The organism is Thalassoroseus pseudoceratinae (assembly GCF_011634775.1).
GTDB classification, from domain to species: Bacteria; Planctomycetota; Planctomycetia; order Planctomycetales; family Planctomycetaceae; genus Thalassoroseus; species Thalassoroseus pseudoceratinae.
In genome coordinates, this window is record NZ_JAALXT010000001.1 from 840,012 (window position 1) to 860,788 (window position 20,777).

At 54.9% G+C, this 20,777-nt stretch carries 17 protein-coding genes; 9 read left to right on the top strand and 8 right to left on the bottom strand.

What is annotated here, in order from left to right; translation table 11 throughout:
* Nucleotides 1-284: 284 nt before the first annotated feature.
* Nucleotides 285-419, bottom strand: a complete 135-nt coding sequence (locus tag G6R38_RS28235; RefSeq protein WP_261345350.1) for a hypothetical protein — start codon at nucleotides 417-419, stop codon at nucleotides 285-287.
* A gap of 42 nt (nucleotides 420-461) precedes the next feature.
* Between G6R38_RS28235 and G6R38_RS03065 the strand changes: the two genes are divergently transcribed.
* The 5 genes from G6R38_RS03065 to G6R38_RS03085 all read left to right on the top strand — a co-directional run bounded on the left by G6R38_RS03065 (nucleotide 462) and on the right by G6R38_RS03085 (nucleotide 7,426).
* Nucleotides 462-3,008: an inverse autotransporter beta domain-containing protein gene (locus G6R38_RS03065; RefSeq protein WP_166820196.1), complete on the top strand. Its 2,547-nt coding sequence runs from the start codon at nucleotides 462-464 to the stop codon at nucleotides 3,006-3,008.
* A 148-nt stretch (nucleotides 3,009-3,156) separates the two neighbouring features.
* Nucleotides 3,157-3,909, top strand: a complete 753-nt coding sequence (locus tag G6R38_RS03070; protein WP_166820197.1) for a hypothetical protein — start codon at nucleotides 3,157-3,159, stop codon at nucleotides 3,907-3,909.
* Nucleotides 3,910-4,081: 172 nt separating this feature from the next.
* Complete coding sequence (locus G6R38_RS03075; protein ID WP_166820198.1) at nucleotides 4,082-5,677, top strand: sulfatase family protein; 1,596 nt, start codon at nucleotides 4,082-4,084, stop codon at nucleotides 5,675-5,677.
* A gap of 370 nt (nucleotides 5,678-6,047) precedes the next feature.
* Complete coding sequence (locus tag G6R38_RS03080; protein ID WP_166820199.1) at nucleotides 6,048-6,953, top strand: RICIN domain-containing protein; 906 nt, start codon at nucleotides 6,048-6,050, stop codon at nucleotides 6,951-6,953.
* 122 nt (nucleotides 6,954-7,075) lie between these two features.
* On the top strand, nucleotides 7,076-7,426 hold the full coding sequence (locus G6R38_RS03085) for a VOC family protein (protein WP_166820200.1): 351 nt from the start codon (nucleotides 7,076-7,078) through the stop codon (nucleotides 7,424-7,426).
* On the opposite strand, the gene G6R38_RS03090 is transcribed toward G6R38_RS03085, so the two are convergent.
* The 5 genes from G6R38_RS03090 to fae all read right to left on the bottom strand — a co-directional run bounded on the left by G6R38_RS03090 (nucleotide 7,427) and on the right by fae (nucleotide 11,398).
* Nucleotides 7,427-8,488, bottom strand: coding sequence for a class I SAM-dependent methyltransferase (locus G6R38_RS03090; protein ID WP_166820201.1), 1,062 nt, complete (start codon nucleotides 8,486-8,488; stop codon nucleotides 7,427-7,429).
* Nucleotides 8,489-8,650: 162 nt separating this feature from the next.
* Nucleotides 8,651-9,199 (bottom strand): hypothetical protein, encoded by a 549-nt coding sequence (locus tag G6R38_RS03095; protein ID WP_166820202.1) that lies wholly within the window; start codon nucleotides 9,197-9,199, stop codon nucleotides 8,651-8,653.
* Nucleotides 9,200-9,269: 70 nt separating this feature from the next.
* Entirely contained in the window at nucleotides 9,270-9,836 is a 567-nt protein-coding gene (locus G6R38_RS03100; protein WP_166820203.1) for an RNA polymerase sigma factor, read from the bottom strand.
* A 66-nt stretch (nucleotides 9,837-9,902) separates the two neighbouring features.
* The gene (locus G6R38_RS03105) at nucleotides 9,903-10,790 is read right to left on the bottom strand and encodes an NAD(P)-dependent methylenetetrahydromethanopterin dehydrogenase (RefSeq protein WP_166820204.1); all 888 of its coding nucleotides are present in this window, start codon (nucleotides 10,788-10,790) and stop codon (nucleotides 9,903-9,905) included.
* Nucleotides 10,791-10,900: 110 nt separating this feature from the next.
* Nucleotides 10,901-11,398, bottom strand: coding sequence for a formaldehyde-activating enzyme (fae, locus tag G6R38_RS03110; RefSeq protein ID WP_166820205.1), 498 nt, complete (start codon nucleotides 11,396-11,398; stop codon nucleotides 10,901-10,903).
* A gap of 264 nt (nucleotides 11,399-11,662) precedes the next feature.
* Between fae and G6R38_RS03115 the strand changes: the two genes are divergently transcribed.
* From G6R38_RS03115 to leuB, 4 genes are all read left to right on the top strand, one after another.
* Entirely contained in the window at nucleotides 11,663-12,685 is a 1,023-nt protein-coding gene (locus tag G6R38_RS03115) for an ROK family protein (RefSeq protein ID WP_166820206.1), read from the top strand.
* Between the two features lie 82 nt (nucleotides 12,686-12,767).
* On the top strand, nucleotides 12,768-14,390 hold the full coding sequence (locus G6R38_RS03120; RefSeq protein WP_166820207.1) for a Ppx/GppA phosphatase family protein: 1,623 nt from the start codon (nucleotides 12,768-12,770) through the stop codon (nucleotides 14,388-14,390).
* Nucleotides 14,391-14,444: 54 nt separating this feature from the next.
* The gene (gene ppk1 / locus G6R38_RS03125; RefSeq protein WP_166820208.1) at nucleotides 14,445-16,550 is read left to right on the top strand and encodes a polyphosphate kinase 1; all 2,106 of its coding nucleotides are present in this window, start codon (nucleotides 14,445-14,447) and stop codon (nucleotides 16,548-16,550) included.
* A gap of 100 nt (nucleotides 16,551-16,650) precedes the next feature.
* Complete coding sequence (gene leuB, locus G6R38_RS03130; RefSeq protein ID WP_166820209.1) at nucleotides 16,651-17,727, top strand: 3-isopropylmalate dehydrogenase; 1,077 nt, start codon at nucleotides 16,651-16,653, stop codon at nucleotides 17,725-17,727.
* Nucleotides 17,728-17,780: 53 nt separating this feature from the next.
* Here the strand turns inward: leuB and G6R38_RS03135 are convergent, their stop codons facing one another.
* Both G6R38_RS03135 and G6R38_RS03140 read right to left on the bottom strand, forming a co-directional pair.
* Complete coding sequence (locus G6R38_RS03135; RefSeq protein ID WP_166820210.1) at nucleotides 17,781-19,211, bottom strand: aspartate aminotransferase family protein; 1,431 nt, start codon at nucleotides 19,209-19,211, stop codon at nucleotides 17,781-17,783.
* Between the two features lie 143 nt (nucleotides 19,212-19,354).
* Nucleotides 19,355-20,644: a Gfo/Idh/MocA family protein gene (locus tag G6R38_RS03140; RefSeq protein ID WP_206028440.1), complete on the bottom strand. Its 1,290-nt coding sequence runs from the start codon at nucleotides 20,642-20,644 to the stop codon at nucleotides 19,355-19,357.
* Nucleotides 20,645-20,777 lie beyond the last annotated feature (133 nt).

Consider the following 20,777-nt stretch of genomic DNA (forward strand, 5'->3'; position numbering starts at 1 on the left):
CTGAGTCCGAATCCACGAGAGCCGGAAACTCGTTCGCTGATCCCGTCCGAGTTTCCACCTTCTGATGAGCAGGCCGCTTCTGAAAAGAGGTGGCCTGCTTTTTTTCGTTGCAGACGGCGTGTTTTTGGGCGAGTTCTGGGTTCAATCCTGGTTGGATATTGACGATTGCAGGAATGCTCCCAAGTTCAAGGGTCGAAGCGCCGATATTGTCAATAGCGATTTTGCGCGAAATTTCGCGTCAACGCATTGTTGGGAATCTGCGTCTCGCAACGCGGGTTCCGAAATCAAGGCTCCGCCGGATTGTCCGTGACTTCCGATCGAAGCCGATGTCGTCGCCCGATGACGTTGGCAATCCCCGCGATCGGTTCCAGCAATCCCGAGCCGTGTAGCACGACCCAGCCGACCGCAGGGCGGATCACTCCGACCCCGTGGCGAGTGTTCTCCCATCTACGGAGCGACCGATGCGTAGAGGATTGTCTAGTTTCATCCTGTCGACGGGCGTCGTCTTTGGCGCCGTCGGGACAACAGAGGCTGCTGAACCGGCAGCCAATCAGGACGGAATCGTTCAGTTGGGAAGCCGATCAAAATCGGTTTCACGTTCCGAGGGAGTTGTTCAACTTGGTCAGCGGTTCTCGCCACCGGTTGTCATGCCAATTGCGAATGAAACGCCGGGACCGCTACCGCCGTCTCCCGGACCGACCACCGAAAGCCCAGACGAGACTGGCGTGGTCGAAATGATTGCGCCGCCGGAAGATGACGGCTCGATTCAAGTCATTCCGGATGCTCCCGCCGCTCCCCAAGAAACCGAACGCCGGGTCATCTCGCAGCCAACCGGCGCTCCGTTGCAGTTGCTCTCCCGCGAACCGAACGCAGGCGGACAACCCGTCACGGCGTCCAATGGTTCGTTCTGGGTCGGCACGCCTCAGCAAGATACCGTGGAATTCGCCCAAGACGTGCCTCAGGCGTACTGGGTCGGTCACTACTATCAAGGTGATGGTATCGGCTACGAAGACGGCTATTGGACGGTTGGCTATTTCATGCCAATCTATGAACCCAATGACAACAACATGGTGTATAGCAACTCACGCATGTTGGTTCAGTTCGATGGGGATCTTGGAACCAACGTTGGTCTCGGCTATCGCCGATTGAGCGACTCTTACATTCTCGGCGGGAACGTCTGGTACGATTCCGATGAAAGCATTTCCGAGAACCGTTACGATCAAATCGCAGCGGGAGTCGAATTGCTGACGCGAAACTTCGACATCGTCGTGAACGGATACTTCCCACTGCAAACCGAGACTCGACAATCGCGAATGGTCACAGGGACCAACCCGGAATACGCGGGCAACCAGATTGTGTTTGTCGATACGCAGTTCTCTGAAAACGCCATGACCGGCGGTGACTTCTCGATCGGATTTCCGATGCCGGGGAACCCGTGGTTGAAGACTTATCTCGGTGCATACATTTACGATCCGGAAGTCAGCGATGCGGAAACCGGTTTCCGGGCCATCGTGCGAGCCAACATTACCGAAGCTGCCGCCGCTGAGGTTCGCGTGACCGATGACGACTTCTTCGGCACCAATGTGGTGTTGGGCGTCGATTACAAACTCGATGTCAAACGCATGAACCGCTGGGACTTCAGCGATTGCTGCCGCTGGTATCGACAACCACGTCTAGCGGACCGAATGTACGAAGAACCGTTCCGTTACAATCGCGTTGCCGTCCGGCAGACCGCTGGAACTCGCATCCAGAATGCCGCGATCAACCCGAAGACGGGGCAGGCTTACTTTGTCAATCACGTGAACGCGACCGCGGCTCCTGGCGGAAACGGTACCGCCGAGAACCCGTATAAGAGCCTCGCTTCCGCCAGTGGCAATCCTGGTGACGTGATTCTCGTCCGCAGTGCGGGAACAAGTGCCTCCAACCCAATCGTCGGAGGCGTTCAACTTGCCGATTGCACGCGGGTTCTTGGGGAAGGCCAAGCACACCTCTTTGAAGCTTCGGGTCGCGGAACATTCCAGTTCCCGAACTTCGCCAGCAGCGGACCAGCTCCGTTCGTGAGTGCTCCAGGTGGTGGTCCTGTCATCACATTGGCTAACCAGAACGAAGTCAACTCGCTCAACCTGATTTCCTCACCCGGTGCAGCCTCGATCGCCGGAAGTGGAATTCGAGATTTCGACATCCTCAACATCAACCGCGATATCCCGGCAGGCAACTCGACCGGGTCCGGCAGTGGAATTCTGCTCTCGAACGCCGCTGGTCTGGGTCGCATCGAAAACGTACGGTTTGCAAGCTCCGATCCGAATTCTACAGCAGGCATCGGCATCACAAACAGTGGTGGTTCCTCGCTTGATCTAATGATCAACAATGTCAGTGAAGTTTCGGGCAGTGCCGTCGGTGTGCGACTCGATGCCACCAACTCGACGATCAACGCCAACCTCAATAACGTCATTGCTGACAACAACGGCAAGGGCATGCAGGTCGTGGCTGGCTCGGGTGGTACGGTCAACGCAAGCATTGAGAACTCCAGCTTTGACAATGCCAATGCCGCTGGAATCGGCGACGGTCTGCAAGTGGACTCCCGAGCTGGGAGCACGGTCGTACTGAATGTCGCCAACTCGACATTCGACAACGCGACTCGGAACGGAATCCGAATCGCTGGCGATGGTGCCTCCGCTCAGGGCAATCTCGATATCACTCTCGATGCCGTCAGTGTTCAGAACCAAGTCAACTTCAACCCCATCCTGATTCAGGTGGATGACGGCGGTGGAACTTCGACGGTCAACTTCCGACTGCTTGGAAATCGTGGAACTTCGGTTCTCTCCACACCAAGCAACATGGAGGGGCTATCCGGCTCGTTCATCGGTGGCGGAACAACCGCAAACCTACTGTTTGATGGAGGTATCGACGTCATCACAGCGAGCCCGAACGACGTGGTTCTCGACGCGAGCGGCGGTGCCAACGTCTCCGTCGACAACTCCGCTGGCCTGTTTATCAGTGGACCGTAGTGACGCAGCCATGGAATCGGAACTCTGCGGGTTGGTGAACTCCATCAACCCGCAGGTAACGACACGATCTTCCGCGTTTCTCTCAACACTTTCCCTGTTCCGGAACTGACCCCATTCGGTGACCGGTTCACTTCGGGAGTTCAATATCATGTTTCTAACTCGAATCGAGCGACATCGAATCATTTCGTTCTCGCTCGCGACCGCAATGGTCTGCGGGACCTTTTGGTCTTCCGTGATGGCCCAAACGCTTCCGCCACAGATTGCCGTTCCGGCTCCCGACGAAGCATCATCACCGCAAACAATTGACGATGAGGCCGCCGGAGTCGTCGAACTCGCACCACCTGCGACGCCGCAACCGACACCGCCTCCGCAGATGCATCAGCAAGCTCCGCCAATGCATCGTCCAGCTCCAACGCCTTATCACGCCGGATATCGTCCGCAACCCTACAGCCATACCGTCGAGGAATGTCCCGCCCCCCGGAGCATCTTCCATCTGATGCCAACCCCACGAGAATGTGTGGACGGTCTCGTGGAAAACTATCATGAGAAAAAAGCCTATCCCACTTACTTTGATGACTACCTTCGCAACTGTTTTCTCTGCTGCTGCCCGTGGTGTCCTTCGCGATGCAAGACGGCCCAGGAAATTGCGTTGGAGAAAGGTGAGAGTGGATTCGACATTCATTGCCAAATCGATCTACCGAAATTCGGATCGTCCCGTGTGACTTACCCGACGAATCCCTACTACTTCGACCCACGTGATGGCAAAATCTACGGGGCACAAGGGTATGGCATGCCAGTCGGAATGCCGTTGGCACCGAATGTGGAACACACCTACAACTACAGTCACGGCACGCCCGCCAGCCGCCTGACCCCAATTTCACGCCAAACGGCTCAACCATAGAACCAACGAAGCCGCAACGAACATTGAATATCCAAGAGGCCATCTTCAAATCGAAGGTGGCCTCTTGTTTTTGCGCGTTCGGTTGGGATGAAATTGGCAGATCGATACACTACAGCCATTGTACTGTCAGTCCCACACTGTCATTTCCAGCCTCAAACGAACGCGAAAAACCATGCTCAAACGATTGCTCAGTCCCTTCATTCTCTTGGGTTGCATGATGTCAACGTCGATCGGTCTCGCCGCCGACCGGCCGAACATTGTGTTCATCTTCACCGACGACCACGCCCCCCATGCCATCGGCGCATACGATGGATGGTTGAAGTCCGTGAATCCGACCCCGAATATCGACCGCCTCGCCAGCCAAGGCATGCTCTTCGAGAACAGCTTTTGCACAAACTCGATCTGCGGGCCAAGCCGAGCCGTCATTCTCACGGGAAAACATAGTCACAAAAACGGCTTCATGAACAACGGCAACAACTTTGACGGCAATCAGCAAACCTTCCCGAAACTTCTCCGCAAAGGTGGCTACCAAACCGCCTTCTTCGGGAAGTGGCATCTTAAGAGCAAACCACAAGGCTTTGATGACTGGAAAGTGCTGCCCGGTCAAGGTCTGTACTACAACCCCGACTTCCTCACACCGAACGGAAAAATTCGTATCAAGGGCTATTGCACGGACATCGTCACAGACATGGCGGTTGAATGGCTGCAAGAGAACCATAAGTCTGGCAAGCCGTTTATGCTCATGTGCCAACACAAAGCCCCGCACCGCAACTGGATGCCTGCGCTTCGACACCTGCACCTTTATGACGACATTGAAATTCCCGAACCAACGACACTATTCGACGACTACCAAGACAACGCCCCGCCGGCTCGTCATCAAGAGTTGGAAATCGATCGGCATATGGATCTCCACTATGATTTGTTCGTCGATCTCACGCCGGAGTTCTCATCACCGGCCTCGCAGAAACGGCAAGACAAATCAGCCTGGAACAACATGAAACGCATGTCACCGGAGCAACTCAAGACTTGGCGTGACGCGTACGGTCCGAAAGACAAGGCATTCCACGAAGCCAACCTCAGCGGACGCGATCTCGTCCGTTGGAAGTACCAACGCTACGCCAAGAATTACCTCCGTTGTATCAAAGGCGTGGACGAAAATGTCGGCCGACTCATGCAGACACTTGATGACCTAAGCTTGGCGGACAATACGATTGTGATTTACTCATCCGACCAAGGTTTTTACGTTGGTGATCATGGTTGGTATGACAAGCGATGGATGTATGAAGAATCGCTCAAAATGCCTTTTATTGCGAAGTGGCCCGGCGTCACAAAACCCGGCTCCCGCAATGACTTGATGATTCAAAACCTAGACTACGCCGAAACCTTCCTAGACATCGCCGGTCTCGACATCCCAAGTGATATGCAAGGCAAATCACTCGTCCCACTATTGAAGGGAAAACGGCCGGAAGATTGGCGAAAGAGCATCTACTATCACTACTACGAATACCCTAGTGTTCACATGGTTCCCCGCCACACTGGTATTCGCACCGAAACTGAGAAACTCATCCACTTCTATCAGTTCGACGAATGGGAATACTACAACCTCAACGACGACCCAGACGAACTCACCAATCAATACAACAATCCCAAAGCCCAAAAACGAATCGCCCAACTCAAACAACAACTCAAAGACTTACAAGAGACGTACGAAGACGATTCGGACATGGCCGAGAAACCCGAAGAATGGCAACGATCAATGCGAAAGTAACGTCAACAATCGCAGCAGCCGCCAGCTGGGTTAGCTCAACATAACCCAGCTTCTCAACTTGCGAGGCGGTCAAGCTGGTACCTGACCTGGCCTCACCGACGAACATTGGCGTTCGAAACCATGAGATTGCCGGATCGAGTCGTAGGGTGCGTCGCGACGCACCACGTTCGAGAACAGGCTTCTGTAATGGTGCGTTGCAACGCCCCCTACAACTGTTTATGTAGACGACTCGGACATGGCCCAGAGATAAAAGTATCGCAACAGCCATTGCACCATTGACACATGACCAGTGAACATGTCAGACTGCCCCGGTTCCCGCAAAGATTGGGAATAACCTGACTATCCAAAACCGTGACAACCGGGGCCAGAAATGCGACCTAACAATCGACGACTGCTAACGTTCGTATTGCTTCTGATGTGTACTGGACCAGTCTTTGCGCAACCGAAGGCCGGGCGGTCCTATTACCTCGAACACATTCGGTCGGGCAAGTACATGTCGGCTCACTCCGATCTCAATGCAGCGGGCGTCCACATCTGGGGCCCGATCCACAAGGGCGACGAGATGGCCTATCGTTTCAAGCTCGTCGAATCGGGAGAAGACGAACACTACTACTTGATCCATCAGCTAGCGGAGAAATGCTTGGTCACCAGAGGGACCGACAATGGCGCACTTGCGATGTTGTGGGGGCCAATACCGGCAGGGCACGAAGACCGCTACAAGTTCAAGTTGATCAAAAAGGACGATGGCAGCTATTACCTTTTCCATAAGTGGTCGGGGAAGCACCTTGGCCTATACGGTCGTGCCAACGGCAACAATTTTTACTTACATGGACCAATCACGCCAGAGATCGAGAACGAATTCAAATTTCGCTTCACCGCCGCTGACGAATTGCCCAAGGTCGCCGAACGGTCGCGTCCCGCCAAGAAACCGAAAAAGAAGGATCGATTTGAAGTCGCCAGTGTTTGGGGAGGCACCGCACGGGATAGCAACAAGACAAAAATCAATTGGGCGATGTCGATCTCCAAACGGAATGGAGACCACTTCGAAGGTGCAATTGCGATCACCGATAGCAAAGGGCGGAAGTTCGAAGCTCCGATTAAGGGCACAGGACCTGCCGACGGTGACGGTGTGGTCATCATTGAATCGCCCTTGGGAAAAGACAAATGGTTCGGTCGAGGAAAAATTGTTGATGGCAAGATCGAACTGGCATATACATCGACCGGTCCTCGCGGAACAAAGATATTTGGCGCAGGAACCTTAACTCAGCACAAATAGCCTCAAGGTGGGTTATAGCTGCCTAACCCAGCTTTTGAAATTGCGAGGCGGTCAAGCTGGTACCTGTCCTGGCCTCACCGACGAACATTGGCGTTCGAAACCATGAGATTGCCGGATCGTGTATGATGCTGCGCCGTCAGATCGAAAATACAATCCCGGTCCTGGCCGTCAGTGATCCTGAGCGTAGCGTGAAGTTCTTCCGCCGCGTTATCGGTTTTGAAATCGAGTGGGACGCGGGAGCAATCTGCTCCGTTCACCGAGACGGTTGCAGTATCATGCTGCAAGCGCACGAACAGCCACTTCCTAGCACCGTTTGGATCGGCCTCGAAAGCGATGAGTTATTCGTACGTGTTTTGCAGTCGGAGGCAAAGATTGTCCAAGCGCCAACGAAAAACCCTTGGGCATACGAAATGAAATTCGCCGCCCCGGACAGAAACACGACTTGGCTGGGGACCGAAGCGAAAGCCGAATAATCACACTTTCTCCGCGACAACGCGGATAAATTCGGCTTGGCGGGTGCGTTCGGTCCAGTTGGCGACGGCGGTGGCGGCGTGTTTGTTTTTGAGGATTCGCGGCCATCGTAATGCCTGACCGTTCGCAACGGCCATGCGGGCGGACTTGCGGAGGAAGTGAGGTCGGGAGATGTGATCGAGTTGCAGCGGACGGAATCCGCAGCGGTAGACCATTTCCTGCAACGTCAGCGGTGTGAAGTGCGTGAGATGCCGTGGCAGTTTGAGCGGGTACCAATCCTGATGGAATTGACGAAACGCCCAGGAGTCAATGTTCGGTACACCGACAACCACGATCCCACCTCGTCGCAACAGTTGATTCGCGGCTGTCAATGTTTCGCGGGGTTCATGGACGTGCTCTAGAGCATTCCACATCGTAACGGCATCAAACGATTCGGGTTTCAAATCGGGATGCGGCAGCGTGCCCACGTGGACGGGAATCCCGGTGCGTTCCGTCACGCCAGCGGCACACGCAGCGGACATATCCATTCCGCAAACGTCCCAACCGTGTCGCTGCATGGCTTGAAGAAATGCGCCGGCACCGCAGCCAAAGTCAAGTAGACGGCCTGGCGAACGCCAGGGAATCCAATCCTGCCGACGGTCACTACGACTGATCCAAGCAGCCCCGACATTCGCCCAGAACGATTCCAACATGCTTGTGGGATTCGGGTATCCAAAATACCGACGCAAGATCAGATGTTCCGAGGACTGTCTGAGGCGGTCTTTCCACTTCGGTTTCTTTTCCTGACCGCTCCAACAGGCGTAGTCGTCGGGATAGAACATGCCGATGGAGTTCACCGTCGGTCGCGGATTCGTAAAGTGAAGCCCGCAGTCGCTACATCGCACGACTCGAAAATTGCCCCCCAGTTTCGTCAACGGATCGGGGGCAACGATTACAGTCGAGAAGCGATTTCCTTCGCAGAGTAGGCACGCCACGGATTCCAATTCGATGGGCGTGGATTGTCCCGTCGTCGACGGCTTTGGTTTCGGTCGACTGACGATAGCCGGGAACGGAACAGCACTCATCGGTGAATCCTTTCACGTCGCAGAGCGAGCATCTATGGTTGTTGGCAGATCGCTGCATCCTGAGCGACCGGTCAACGCATCCAGTTGGCGGACGACGGAGAAGCCTACAAAGTTTGCGTCCGCTTGCCAATAGCTTTCAACATCACCCCGAAAACAGCTGTGTTACAGCGACCCGTCTGTGTGAAGATGGCAAGCCACACATGACAAGATGATCTCATGATTACTCATGGTGGACGGAATGGAGACGTCTTGGTCCTGGGCCACCCATAAACACGAATCGACTGGCAGAGTTGCAGCGGTCGGGGCTTGGGTTTGCGTTCCAAGACTGGATTTCCGCGTCATCCACGACTGAACCGCAATCACCATACAGCAAACCGAGAGTGCAACGACCCCGACCCGCCGCCACGTCCGTTGAACGCGGTTCCGCTTCCATTGGTTTGCCGTTTGCTCAGCCAGATCGAGCGCTTCTTCAGAAACGTTGACCGGGCGGGGCACGTGCGAATTCAACGTCTGACGCATTGGAAACGGCATTGAAGATTCGCGGCTCCCTCCCGTCGGAGCGGAGTCGTGATTCTCAAACATCAGTAACGCCGGTTCCAAGACTTTCTGAAGCTCGCGACAACGGGGACACATATCGAGATGCCACAACAATTCCTGTCGCCGTGGCGAATCGGGTTGCGTCAGTACATCAAAGGCTTCGTCACAGTTCATATTCGGCCTCCCGCGTCGGGCGAGATCATTCGAGCGAGCAGATTAACGCTTTGAATTCGATCGGTTTTTATCACGGCTTGGACTCCTCATCCAAGACCGAGCGATCCCGAACCAGCTGGGCACATGCCATAAGTCCTTTCCGGACACGGACTTTCGCACCACTGACGCTCGACCCCATCGTTTCCGCGATTTCAGCGAACTTGAGTTCCCCAAAGAACCGCAGTCGGAGAGCGTCCGCTTGGGCTTCTGGCAACTCATCGAGCAAGGCGGCGATTTCGTCGCGGCGTTCACTCACCAACAATGCCGTCAAGCCGGAGTCTTCACAAATCGGTGATGACAACGCACCGATCTTGCTCATTCGATTAGCTTGTTTCTGGCGACGGTCCAGGTATTTGCGACAGAGATTGAGCAGGATCGTCCAAATCCACGTGCGGACAGCAAAATTGGGATTGTACGTCTGCCGAGATGCGTAAACCGCCAAAAATGTTTCTTGGACGATATCATCCGCGGCATCGGCATCAGAGATTTTGCTTCGGGCGACCCGTGTCAATGCGGACCGATACCGCTCGACGAGTTCTCCGAATGCGTCGCGTTTCCCTCGTTGAACTTGGAGCATCAATTCAACGTCAGTGGGCATACTGTCCCGTTCTCAAATCCGGATGCCATCCTGTTCATCTGAGTTTGTCGACTTTGAGGCCGGTGTTCAAGCCCCAGCGACCAATCCCTCGCCGACACGGTAGATCGCCTCAGTATCCAGAACGTGATTGTTCGCGGTGAACAATTTGCGAATGGCCGCCTTGTGAATCTTCATTTTCAGTCCACCGACGCCGATCGCACCATAGAGAAGCACATCGCCTGAGCCATTCGGCTTTGAGACAGACTTAGCTTTGTCGGTAACGTCAATCCCCTCGATCCCCAAGGGCGGGACGGCGTTGAGATCGATGGCGACCTGCAACGCGGCAGCGGATTCGATCTGCGACTGAGAAACCAATTGCACCCCGGCAGCCCCAGCACAGATCAACAATTGGCATCCGTCGAGGGCTTTGTTGAGATCATCATCGCTTCGCAGGCCGCGTCCGGAAACTTTTGCGTTCCCCAGTGTTTTCTCGACGGTTTGACTGACCTCGTCAGCACGTTCTTGCGAACGGGAGCCGATTCGCACACTGGCTCCTTCCATCGCGAGAAGCTGAACCACTCGCATCCCAACGGGACCGGTGCCCCCAAGCACAAGGGCTTCACATTGCGAGAGATCGAGATGTTTCCGCGCGGAGAGTACCGCTGCGGCAGCGGTCGTGTTCGAGCCGTTGGAGTCCATCATCACGGACATTCGCACCGGACCGAAATACGTCTTCTGCACTTCCTCGAACACGGCTTCGCCAGCAGAGACGCTGCTCCCGCCGACGAAGACAGCCGTGTTTTTGAGGTCATCGATTCCGCGAGTGAACATCCCACCGCGAACCAAACCCGGAACGGACTCCGGATCGACACCGCCGTAGCAGAACATTTCGTCCACGCCCGCATCGACCGCGACGACACGGTCAAAACTGCACGGACGAGTGTCGGTATCGAGTTGAATAAGAATCGTTCGCATCGTTCCCGCCGCCTTGAAAACCGCTGAGTTGGGATCGAGGGATCCGATCGTCGATCATCCCGTGAATTGACTCAGCGAATTTTCATCTCGACGACGGGAAAATCAGGCGATTAGACACCGGAGAAGGGGTGTTTCGCGGTGTCTTTCTTCGCGATCATTTCTTGAGCAGATGGCTCGTTCTTCATGGCGCGTTCGATCGACAATTTCGTCGCTTCGTAGTTGTATTCGAAGATTTTTTTGTCGTCTTCAGCCAACCAGTGAATAAATACACCGCAGACAATGACGAGCTTTTCGGCTTGGTCGGCAGGAATGACACCGGCCTCCACGCTATCAGCGACGGCTTTGGCAACGGCGAACTGAGCAGGGCCGAACATGTGCACGGCTTGCTTCGCTCCGTCGATGGTCACTTTGGTGATCATCACGGTCGCTGGTTTCACGGCCAGGTTTGGTTCCAACACGGCGAGCAAATTCGAGTGGCCTTTGCTTTGGTTAGCGAGGGCTTGGGTGAACGCGGTTCCGGCGGGGCCGTCTTTTTCACCGATAATCAAGTCGATATGCGCGACTTCATTGCCTTCACCAACGAGAGCTTCACCAATTTGAAACGACATCAGATTTCTCCACTCAGCAAGGGGTATTCGACGGTAGAGAACCGCCGGTTGTTCACAAGATTGTCTTCCGTGTTTTCTCTAGCACCAACCATCACCGGAAAAACATACCTCTTTGGTTGCGGTCGGTATAACATAGGTGTTCGTCGAATTCCAGCGTCCGAACGGGTTGCCTCGTGCCTGTTGTCCTATGGAATCATCTTGCATCGTCCCATGCGTTGTTCTCTAATGCGGACGAGTTTACCTTCCAACACGATTGAGATTCGAATGAGCGAGCAAACTCCGAAAACACATTGGTTGGGCTTCGATCTTGGGGGAACCAAGATGATGGCAACCGTTTTCGACGACCAATTCAAGCCACTTGGCAGCAAGCGAAAACGGACCAAAGGTTACGAGGGTTTGGAAGCCGGTCTCGAGCGAATCGAAGCAACGATTTTGAAAGCCCTCGACGACGCGGAGATTGATGCCGACGGTTTGGCCGCCATCGGGATTGGCTGTCCCGGTCCGATCGATGTCGAGCGGGGCCGAATGATTGAGGCTCCGAATCTTGGTTGGCGCAATGTCGATATCGCGGACAAGCTCCGCAAGAAATTCGGCTGCCAAGTTGTTGTTCTGAATGACGTCGACGCCGGCGTTTACGGCGAATATCTCTTCGGAGCCGGAAAACGCGCTCGCTGTGTGGTTGGCGTGTTTCCGGGCACGGGAATCGGCGGTGGATGCGTGTACCGTGGTGAGATCATCCAAGGTCGCCACGTGACGTGCATGGAAGTCGGGCACACGCAAATCATGGCGGGTGGACCAATCACCGGGAACGATCGGCAAGGTTCATTGGAATCCGTGGCGAGCCGCTTGGCAATTGCCGCTGCGGCCGCACAGGAAGCGTATCGCGGTGAAGCTCCCCATTTACGGAAAGCCGTCGGAACAAACATCGCTGATATCCGCAGCGGCGCGTTGGCCGATTCCGTTGAAAATGGAGACGACTCGGTCAAACGCATCATTAAATCCGCAGCGGCCCACATCGGAAATGCCGTCGGTGGATTGGTCCACTTGCTTGCACCGGAAGTGATTGTGCTCGGTGGTGGATTGGTCGAAGCCATGCCGGAGTTGTATGTGAAAGAAGTCGAGAAAACCGTCGCCGATTTTATCATGCCTTCCTACAAGAAGACCTATCGAATCGAGACGGCCAAGCTCGGAGACGATGCCGCTGTCCTCGGAGCAGCCGCCTGGGCAAAACATGTCCTGACCGACGCCGCAGCCCCTCCCGTTTTGCAAGTCGAGTCGTTAGAATAGTCGCTTGACTAGAGTGCAGTTCGACCGGGAGCGGATCGTTTCTCACTCGAAATTCGTTCCTCTCCGAATGGTTGGAATAACGATGGAAGGCATCCAACCGCGTGCCGACGCGTCGAATCGGCCCAATCCGTCAGTGAACAACCCCATCCATCCGGTGGCAGTGATTGACGTAGGCACGAGTTCCATTCGGATGGCCATCGCCGAGCTTCACGCCGACGGGCAGTACCGCACACTTGAGACCCTCTCACAATCGGTGAGTCTCGGGAAAGATACATTCTCACGCGGACGCATCGCCCGTTCGACCATCGAAGACGCTGTGCGTGTTCTCCGAAGCTATCGGAAACTTCTCCGAGAATACGGAATCGAACGCAGCGACCAAATCCGTGTGGTTGCCACGAGTGCAGTTCGCGAGGCAGACAACCGATTGGCCTTTCTGGACCGAGTCTACAGTGCGACTGGTCTGGATGTTCAAGCGCTCGACGAAGCGGAAGTCAATCGGATCACCTATCTCGGCGTGCAACCGCTGCTCAAATCGCGACCGGAATTAGCCGCCGCCCGGGCGGTGATTATGGAGATCGGTGGCGGAAGTACCGAAATCCTCGTGGTGCACCGTGGTGATGTGCTTTACTCGCACACATTTCGACTGGGTTCGCTTCGGCTTCGGAAAATGTTGGACTCGCACAACGAAACGAGAAGCCAAGAGCGTCAAATCATGCGGACGCAAATTGGTCTGACGATCGAAGAAATCATTCGCAATGTCCCCGCTGCCGAGGGCCCCACGGACCAGGGTCTTGAGTTAATCGCGTTGGGCGGTGATGTTCGTTATGCCGCCTCGCAAGCAACGGCACCGTCCACACCGCAAGAGATCGAAGAAGTTCCGTTGGCTCACCTCGAAAAGCTTGCGAACAATACCCTCGATCGATCCGTTGACGAACTCGTCCGCAGCGACCATCTCTCCGTGCCCGACGCGGAAAGTTTAGGGCCTTCGCTTCTAGGTTACGTCTTGCTAGCACAGCGATTGCAGTTAAATCATGTGTTGGTGTGTGATGCCAATCTTCGCGACGGCTTGCTTCAAGATATGGCCGCTCGCGACGCGTGGATGGACGACTATCACGAGCAAGTCATCCGATCGGCCGTCAGTTTTGGTCGCAAACTGGAGTTTGACGAAGATCACGCACTCCATGTTGCCAACCTCACGCGGCATCTGTTTGAACAACTCGAGAAGGAACACGAACTTCCTCCACGATATGGTTTGATTTTGTACTTGGCGGCGTTGCTCCACGAGATCGGTTTTTTCATCGGGACTCGCGGCTATCACAAGCACACCTACTACCTGATCATCAACAGCGAACTGTTCGGGATGAGCAAGCATGATTTGCAACTCGTCGCGACGGTCGCCCGATACCATCGACGATCATCCCCGAAACCGACTCACGAAATGTACATGCGGCAGTCGCGGGAAAATCGCATTGCCATCAGTCAAATGGCGGCGATGTTGCGAGTGGCAATTGCGTTAGGGCGGTCGCGGAGTCGGCGAGTGCGGGAACTTCAGTGCTCGAATGAACGAAATCGCATCGTGATTACCGTCCCCCACGTCGAGGAACTGGCGATGGAGCAACTTGCACTCAAGCAGAGTGGCTCGTTGTTCGAAGAAATCTTCGGAAAGCCGCCGATGCTCCGCACCGAATCGCTGCCGCAAGCGTAATCCGTCCTGTGAACTAGCCTCGATTTCTGAAACCCTCTACCAATTAGTTGCGTCATGTCGCCAGACCACTTCATCAACCGAGAACTCAGTTGGATCGAGTTCAACAACCGTGTTCTCGACGAAGCCACCAACGAGGCGAATCCCACGCTGGAACGGCTCAAGTTTCTCGCGATCACTGCGTCCAATTTGGACGAGTTTTTCATGGTCCGTGTCGGCGGATTGCAAATGCAATCTCGTGATCGTGGCATCTCCACAGACCCGGCCGGAATGACTGCCGATCAGCAACTTGCGGCCATTAGCGAACGTGTGCATCGGATGGTCGCCGATCAATACGCCTGTTTGCAATCAATCGACAATGCCTGCAAGGAAGCAGGGATTCGGCGAGCTGTCTCACAGGACCTCAACGAAAAACAAGTGCGGTTTCTGAGCCAACTCTTCGACAAAGAAATCTCTGCGATTCTTTCACCTCAAGCGGTTGTCGGTGAAGCGGACTTTCCGCTCTTGGCCAATCAAACATTGAACCTGTGTGTTGAGCTGAAACCGCATGACGGTGAGGATGTGCCCCTTTTCGCGGTCATCCCTCTTGGCCGGTCGACACAGCGGTTCATCAACGTCCAGTCGGACCATTCCTACCTGTATATCCTGCTCGAAGAAGTGGTGACGATGTTCATCGATCGCTTCTTCCCTGGCGAAACCGTGGCCGCGTGTGTTCCGTTCCGCATCACACGAAACGCGGATATGGCAGTCCGGGAGGACATGGCGGCCGACTTGCTCGTGGGTATGGAAGAAGTTCTCGACGAACGCAAAACCGGCGGCTGCGTACGACTGGAGATCGGGGATTCGGTCTCACCGAAGACACTCGAATTCTTGATGCAGACGCTCGATGTCACCGAACAAGACGTGTACCGTGCCAGCGGTCCGCTGGAATTGTCTGCGTTCTTTCGACAGACCGACATCAAGGGCTTCGACCATCTCCGTTTCGATTCGCAACGTCCGCAAATCTCGCCAGAGTTCGAACACTTCACCAGCGTTTTGGATTCGGTCGCCCAACGGGACGTGCTGCTGTGTCATCCGTTTGAGAGTTTCGAGCCCGTCGTCCGACTCGTCGAGGAAGCCGCCGATGATCCCGACGTGCTGGCTATTAAACAGACTTTGTACCGCACTAGCCGGAACAGCCCCATCGTTGCCGCCCTGATGCGGGCGGCTGAAGCCGGCAAGTACGTGACTGTGCTGGTCGAATTGAAAGCCCGATTCGATGAAGCTCGGAACATCCATTGGGCCAGGGAACTGGAACAAGCCGGCGTGCAGGTCATATTTGGTGTGAAAGGTCTGAAGACGCATGCAAAAATCTGTGTGATCGTTCGACGCGAACCGCAGGGAATCCGGCGTTACATTCATTTCGGGACCGGCAACTACAACGAAATGACCGCACGGCTTTACACCGACATCAGTTTCTTCACAACCGATGAGACGCTCGGTGGAGATGCGTCGGCGTTCTTCAATGCGATCACCGGATACTCGCAGCCGCAACGATTCGATAAGTTGGAGATGGCCCCAATTGGGTTGAGGGAGAAGTTACTCGAACTGATCGCCGGGGAAATTCAACGCAAGAAAGACGGCTCCGACGCGCATATCCACGCCAAAGTCAATTCACTCGCTGATCCAACCCTGATTCAAGCCCTGTACGAGGCGTCTCAGGCTGGTGTCGAAGTCAAATTGAACATTCGCGGCATTTGCTGTCTTCGGCCAGGTGTTCCGGGTCTGAGCGAGAACATCGAGGTCGTCAGCATTGTCGATCGGTACCTCGAACACAGTCGAATTGTGCATTTCCATCATGGCGGAGATGACATCGTCTTCTTCTCGAGTGCCGACTGGATGCCACGGAATCTCGATCGGCGTGTGGAACTTCTCGTCCCAGTGGAAAGCTCACATTGCCGCAAGCGGTTGCTCAAAATTCTACAGTCTTGCCTCCACGACAACGTCAAAGGACGTCGACTCCAATCGGACGGAAGTTACCAAGCCATCAAACCGAAACAGGGCAAAGTCCATCACAGCCAACAGTTTCTCTACGCGGAAGCCTGTGAAGCCGTGCAGCGACAAGAAGATTCCCAACGAACGGTGTTCGTGCCGTATTGGGCCAGCGATGGCGGTGCGATTTAAGGTTCCAAATGGCCACCGTTGATGGGTGGAGGAACGGGCGGGACTGCATTACGATACCCGCACTTCGAATTCATCCATTAGAACTGCAAGTGGAACGGCCATGCACGCCAAGATTGTTTTGCTTCCCGGTGACGGGATTGGACCAGAGATTATCACCCAGGGTCAGCGGGTTCTCGAAACCGTTGCCCAAAAGTTCGGGCACCAGTTCGATTTTGCCTCCGCGATGATTGGCGGCTGTGCAATTGACGAAACAGGCGACCCGCTGCCAGAAGACACCGTTAAGCTGTGCCAAGATTCCGCCGCGATTTTGCTGGGTGCAGTCGGCGGACCGAAATGGGACGATCCGAATGCGAAAACGCGTCCGGAGAAGGGGCTTCTCGGAATCCGGAAGGCACTCGACCTCTTCGCGAATTTGCGACCGATTCAGTGTCATCCGCAATTGATCTCCGCATCACCGTTGCGACAGGACATCATCGACGGAACCGACATTCTCTTCGTTCGGGAATTGACTGGCGGGATCTATTTCGGCGATTCCGGCCGATCAACAACCGATGGCGTGGAATCCGCGACGCAATCCATGGTGTATTCCGTGCCGGAAGTCGAACGGGTCGTTCGGATTGCCGGTGAAGCCGCCCGGAAACGGCGTGGCAAAGTTACGAGTGTCGACAAGGCCAACGTGCTCGAACCGTCCCGCCTCTGGCGGAGTGTCGCTGAACGGGTGATGCGTGAAGAGTTCCCTGAGTTGGAATACGAAGTCGTCTTGGTCGATGCGATGGCAATGCACCTGCTTTCGCGTCCGAGAGATTTCGATGTCGTCGTGACCGGAAATATGTTCGGTGATATCCTCACCGACGAAGCGTCGATGCTCCCGGGTTCACTGGGACTGCTACCATCGGCCTCGGTTGGCGCAAGCGGACCGGGCTTGTATGAACCCATTCACGGGTCGGCTCCGGATATCGCTGGCCAGAACATCGCCAATCCGCTCGCGACCATTCTCGCCAGTGCCATGTTGCTTCGTCACTCGCTCGAACTCGGAGAAGAAGCCACCGCGATCGAAACCGCTGTTTCCAAGGTTCTCGACAATGGCTTGCGAACTCGCGACATTGCCGCCGGTGGTGATGCCGTAAGCACAACGGAAATGGGTGAGGCAGTCGTCAATGAATTAAACGCCGCGTGATTCCCAAGCGGAATCAACGCGACGTCTATTCGGATCAAAAACTGTTCGACAAATTAGATGCGGTCGGCGGCTTCTTGAGGTTTGAGAAGTCGTCCGGCCAATTTTTCAATCAGTCGGTACATCAAGACCAACGACTCCTCTGCTTCCGCAGTTGTCATCGTCAACGGTGGGCTGACTCGCAGCACATTCCCCGCGAGCGGGCCAAGCAAGTGAATGCCGTCGGATTCGGAACCGAGGTAACAGGTTTCGACAATCGCATTGGCGACTTCGTGAGAGTCCATCTCACCGACCGCCGCACATTCGATTCCGAAGACCATTCCCTCGCCGCGAACCTTTGAGATGAGTTTCGTCTTCTTCAACCGATCGAGACCGGTCATGAAGATTTCCGAGAGCCGTGCGGAATGCTTGATGACATCCGTGGTTTCGAACTCATCCAGCGTGGCCAGCACGGCCGCCGATGCTATCGGATTGGCACTCCAAGTATCCGACGTAGCACCGTACTTCATTCCGTTCAGGATATCGCCACGACCAACGACCGCAGAAACCGGCACACCATTCCCGAGTCCTTTCCCGAGACAGACGAAATCCGGTTCAACGCCGTACTTGTCGAAGGCATACAGTGAGCCAGTTCGTCCGAAGTTCGCTTGAACTTCATCGAGGATGAGCATGATGTCGTGTTGCCGACAGAAGTTCTCCAGCAAATGCAAGTACGCGGCAGGTGGATGATAACTTCCGCCACCACCAAGATACGGCTCGGTGATCAAACAGTTGATGCGTTCGCTGTACCGGGCCCACATCGACTTCAACTCGGCTTCGTATTCGCTGAGATCGAGGTCTTCATCGCGACGGCTCACGTCGTCGATCTCTTGCATCGGGAAGCTGATGAATTTGACGCGTGGATCGCGATCGGCATCTTGCTCTGAACCGGTTACGGCTCCCGCGAGACCTTTCTTGCCGTGGAAACCGTGACGAGTTGCCAGGATGATGTCACGATCTGGGTCACGAGCCAAACACGCCCACAACGCTTTTTGCACGGCTTCCGACCCCGAGGCAGCCCAGGCGACGGTGTCGAGTCGTCGTCCGCCACGGAATGACTGCACACTGCGAAGCAACCGCTGCACAGCATTCGCTTCGACTTCCGTCACGGCGTTGTATGCGGTCATCGTGACGGCTTCGAAGTAATCATCTTGACCGCTTGGGCTTTCTTCGCTGGTGCCAGTGAGGTGTTCCGGCTTCCAACCCATGTAGTCTGCAAAGCGTTTCATCCAGCTTCGGGGATTGTGCCCCAAATTCGCGACCAATACGCCCGATGTGAAATCGTAAAGCCGTCGGCCTTCCGGAGTCCAATGGAAGACACCAGCCGATTTCGCTAGCACCGCTTGGCTCGGTGTGTAAGTCCGCAAAGACGGCGGCTCTTGCCGAGCAATAATCCGACGGGCAGCATTAGAACGATCTTCGGCGGGAAACTCGATGGAATGCGTCATGAAGGCACCTGATTGGAAGGAAAACAACAGCTAGACAAAACGGTTGAGGTAGGCATTGACTGGGTCTTCCACACGACAAGCTGTTCACTCAAGGCAATCCTTTTGTGAAAGTCAGACCGGCCGATGGAATGAACCAGCCGTGATCAAACTTTTGGCTCGTACAGAACTTCAACTTCGCTCGACCCGGGACGGTACAACACGAGTCCTCCTTGAGCATCATTGACGCGAACCACACAATCCGGTTCGCCTGCGGAATGATGTTCCAAAATGGCTTCGAGTGCTTGCACCGCCGCAACGGTTTGTCGATCGGCAGATAAATCGTTGTATGTCAGTTGACGCATCTCATTGAGGCGTTCCGTACGGTTTTCTGCGGAACCACCAAATTCCACATATCCAACTTCTCTCGCGAAACGCTCGATCACTTCCACACCGTAACCACGTTGCGAGCGTTCGCCCCACGGCTCGACAACCGGAGCGTTGTAATGATTATTGATTGAGTTCTTCACCGTGAACGGTGTCTTGTCTTCAACGGTGCATTCCACACCGCGTTTACGACTATGCCCGTTCCACAGCCCGTTATCGAAACGGAATTGAACTTCCTGCTCGACATAGCCAGGGAAGTTGTCGGGAGTCACCCAAGAAGTGTGAATATCGAAGGCGGCTTCGCGACCGTCGTCGTATTCATAAACCATCCGCATTTGCACACTGTCCCAGGTCGGGCTGTCCTTTGGAGCCACGATCCCTTTCTGACCGGTTGCGGTGATCGTTTTCAATCGCCCACCGAAGGTGAAGTCGATCAGCTTGATGTAATGGACCGCGACATACGTGCCCGGGTTTCGCCCCGTAATCCATTCCGAAAACTGATCGCCAGAAATCTGCTTCGGTTCCAGGAGCGTGCAGTACCCGGTGTTCACATGATTGAGCACACCATCGACAACAAATGTCCGCAGTTTCTTGTGATCGGGGTCGAGCAGCTTGTGATAGACGGCTTTCGCAAGAACGCCTCGTTCCTGTGCCAGCCCGACCAAATCGTCGAGTTCTTGCAACTTCAGGACGGACGGTTTTTCGACCAAAAGGTGCTTTCCACTTTCCAAGACCTGCTTGGCGGCGGAATAATGGCGATCGTCCGGTGTGGCCACACAGGCGAAGTCCACGCCGGTTTCGATCATCTCCGAAACACCGTTATCGCCAGTGAAACTTTGAAATGATGCCAACTCAGCCGGTGCTGATTTTCGATAGCGTTCCGCCCGAGACCCCGTTCGGGTCGCAACGGAATGCAGTTGGCAATCAATCGCACCGAAACGCCGGTCGTAAAGCCGGTCTGACGCGGCCCGCTCAAAGAACGGTCGATAGGTTTCGTCGAAAATCATGCCCATGCCGACCATGCCGGCACGTAACAAAGGAGAAGAATTCTGGCCCGCGTTGTCTGTCATGTCACCTTAAACCGATCAACAAGTGGGTTCACTTTTATATGTTAAGAAGGAGAGCGAATTGAGTTATTTATCAAAAAGTGGACACAAGAACCTTGCATGAGTCCTTGTTGCTAAGCGAAAGTGTATGCACCTT

What these genes read in the sequence shown, in the direction of transcription:
- G6R38_RS03065 (WP_166820196.1), top strand. Translation starts at nt 462, where the DNA reads ATGCGTAGAGGATTGTCTAGTTTCATCCTGTCGACGGGCGTCGTCTTT.
- G6R38_RS03070 (WP_166820197.1), top strand. Translation starts at nt 3,157, where the DNA reads ATGTTTCTAACTCGAATCGAGCGACATCGAATCATTTCGTTCTCGCTC.
- G6R38_RS03075 (WP_166820198.1), top strand. Translation starts at nt 4,082, where the DNA reads ATGCTCAAACGATTGCTCAGTCCCTTCATTCTCTTGGGTTGCATGATG.
- G6R38_RS03080 (WP_166820199.1), top strand. Translation starts at nt 6,048, where the DNA reads ATGCGACCTAACAATCGACGACTGCTAACGTTCGTATTGCTTCTGATG.
- G6R38_RS03085 (WP_166820200.1), top strand. Translation starts at nt 7,076, where the DNA reads ATGATGCTGCGCCGTCAGATCGAAAATACAATCCCGGTCCTGGCCGTC.
- G6R38_RS03090 (WP_166820201.1), bottom strand. Translation starts at nt 8,488, where the DNA reads ATGAGTGCTGTTCCGTTCCCGGCTATCGTCAGTCGACCGAAACCAAAG.
- G6R38_RS03095 (WP_166820202.1), bottom strand. Translation starts at nt 9,199, where the DNA reads ATGAACTGTGACGAAGCCTTTGATGTACTGACGCAACCCGATTCGCCA.
- G6R38_RS03100 (WP_166820203.1), bottom strand. Translation starts at nt 9,836, where the DNA reads ATGCCCACTGACGTTGAATTGATGCTCCAAGTTCAACGAGGGAAACGC.
- G6R38_RS03105 (WP_166820204.1), bottom strand. Translation starts at nt 10,790, where the DNA reads ATGCGAACGATTCTTATTCAACTCGATACCGACACTCGTCCGTGCAGT.
- fae (WP_166820205.1), bottom strand. Translation starts at nt 11,398, where the DNA reads ATGTCGTTTCAAATTGGTGAAGCTCTCGTTGGTGAAGGCAATGAAGTC.
- G6R38_RS03115 (WP_166820206.1), top strand. Translation starts at nt 11,663, where the DNA reads ATGAGCGAGCAAACTCCGAAAACACATTGGTTGGGCTTCGATCTTGGG.
- G6R38_RS03120 (WP_166820207.1), top strand. Translation starts at nt 12,768, where the DNA reads ATGGAAGGCATCCAACCGCGTGCCGACGCGTCGAATCGGCCCAATCCG.
- ppk1 (WP_166820208.1), top strand. Translation starts at nt 14,445, where the DNA reads ATGTCGCCAGACCACTTCATCAACCGAGAACTCAGTTGGATCGAGTTC.
- leuB (WP_166820209.1), top strand. Translation starts at nt 16,651, where the DNA reads ATGCACGCCAAGATTGTTTTGCTTCCCGGTGACGGGATTGGACCAGAG.
- G6R38_RS03135 (WP_166820210.1), bottom strand. Translation starts at nt 19,211, where the DNA reads ATGACGCATTCCATCGAGTTTCCCGCCGAAGATCGTTCTAATGCTGCC.
- G6R38_RS03140 (WP_206028440.1), bottom strand. Translation starts at nt 20,644, where the DNA reads ATGACAGACAACGCGGGCCAGAATTCTTCTCCTTTGTTACGTGCCGGC.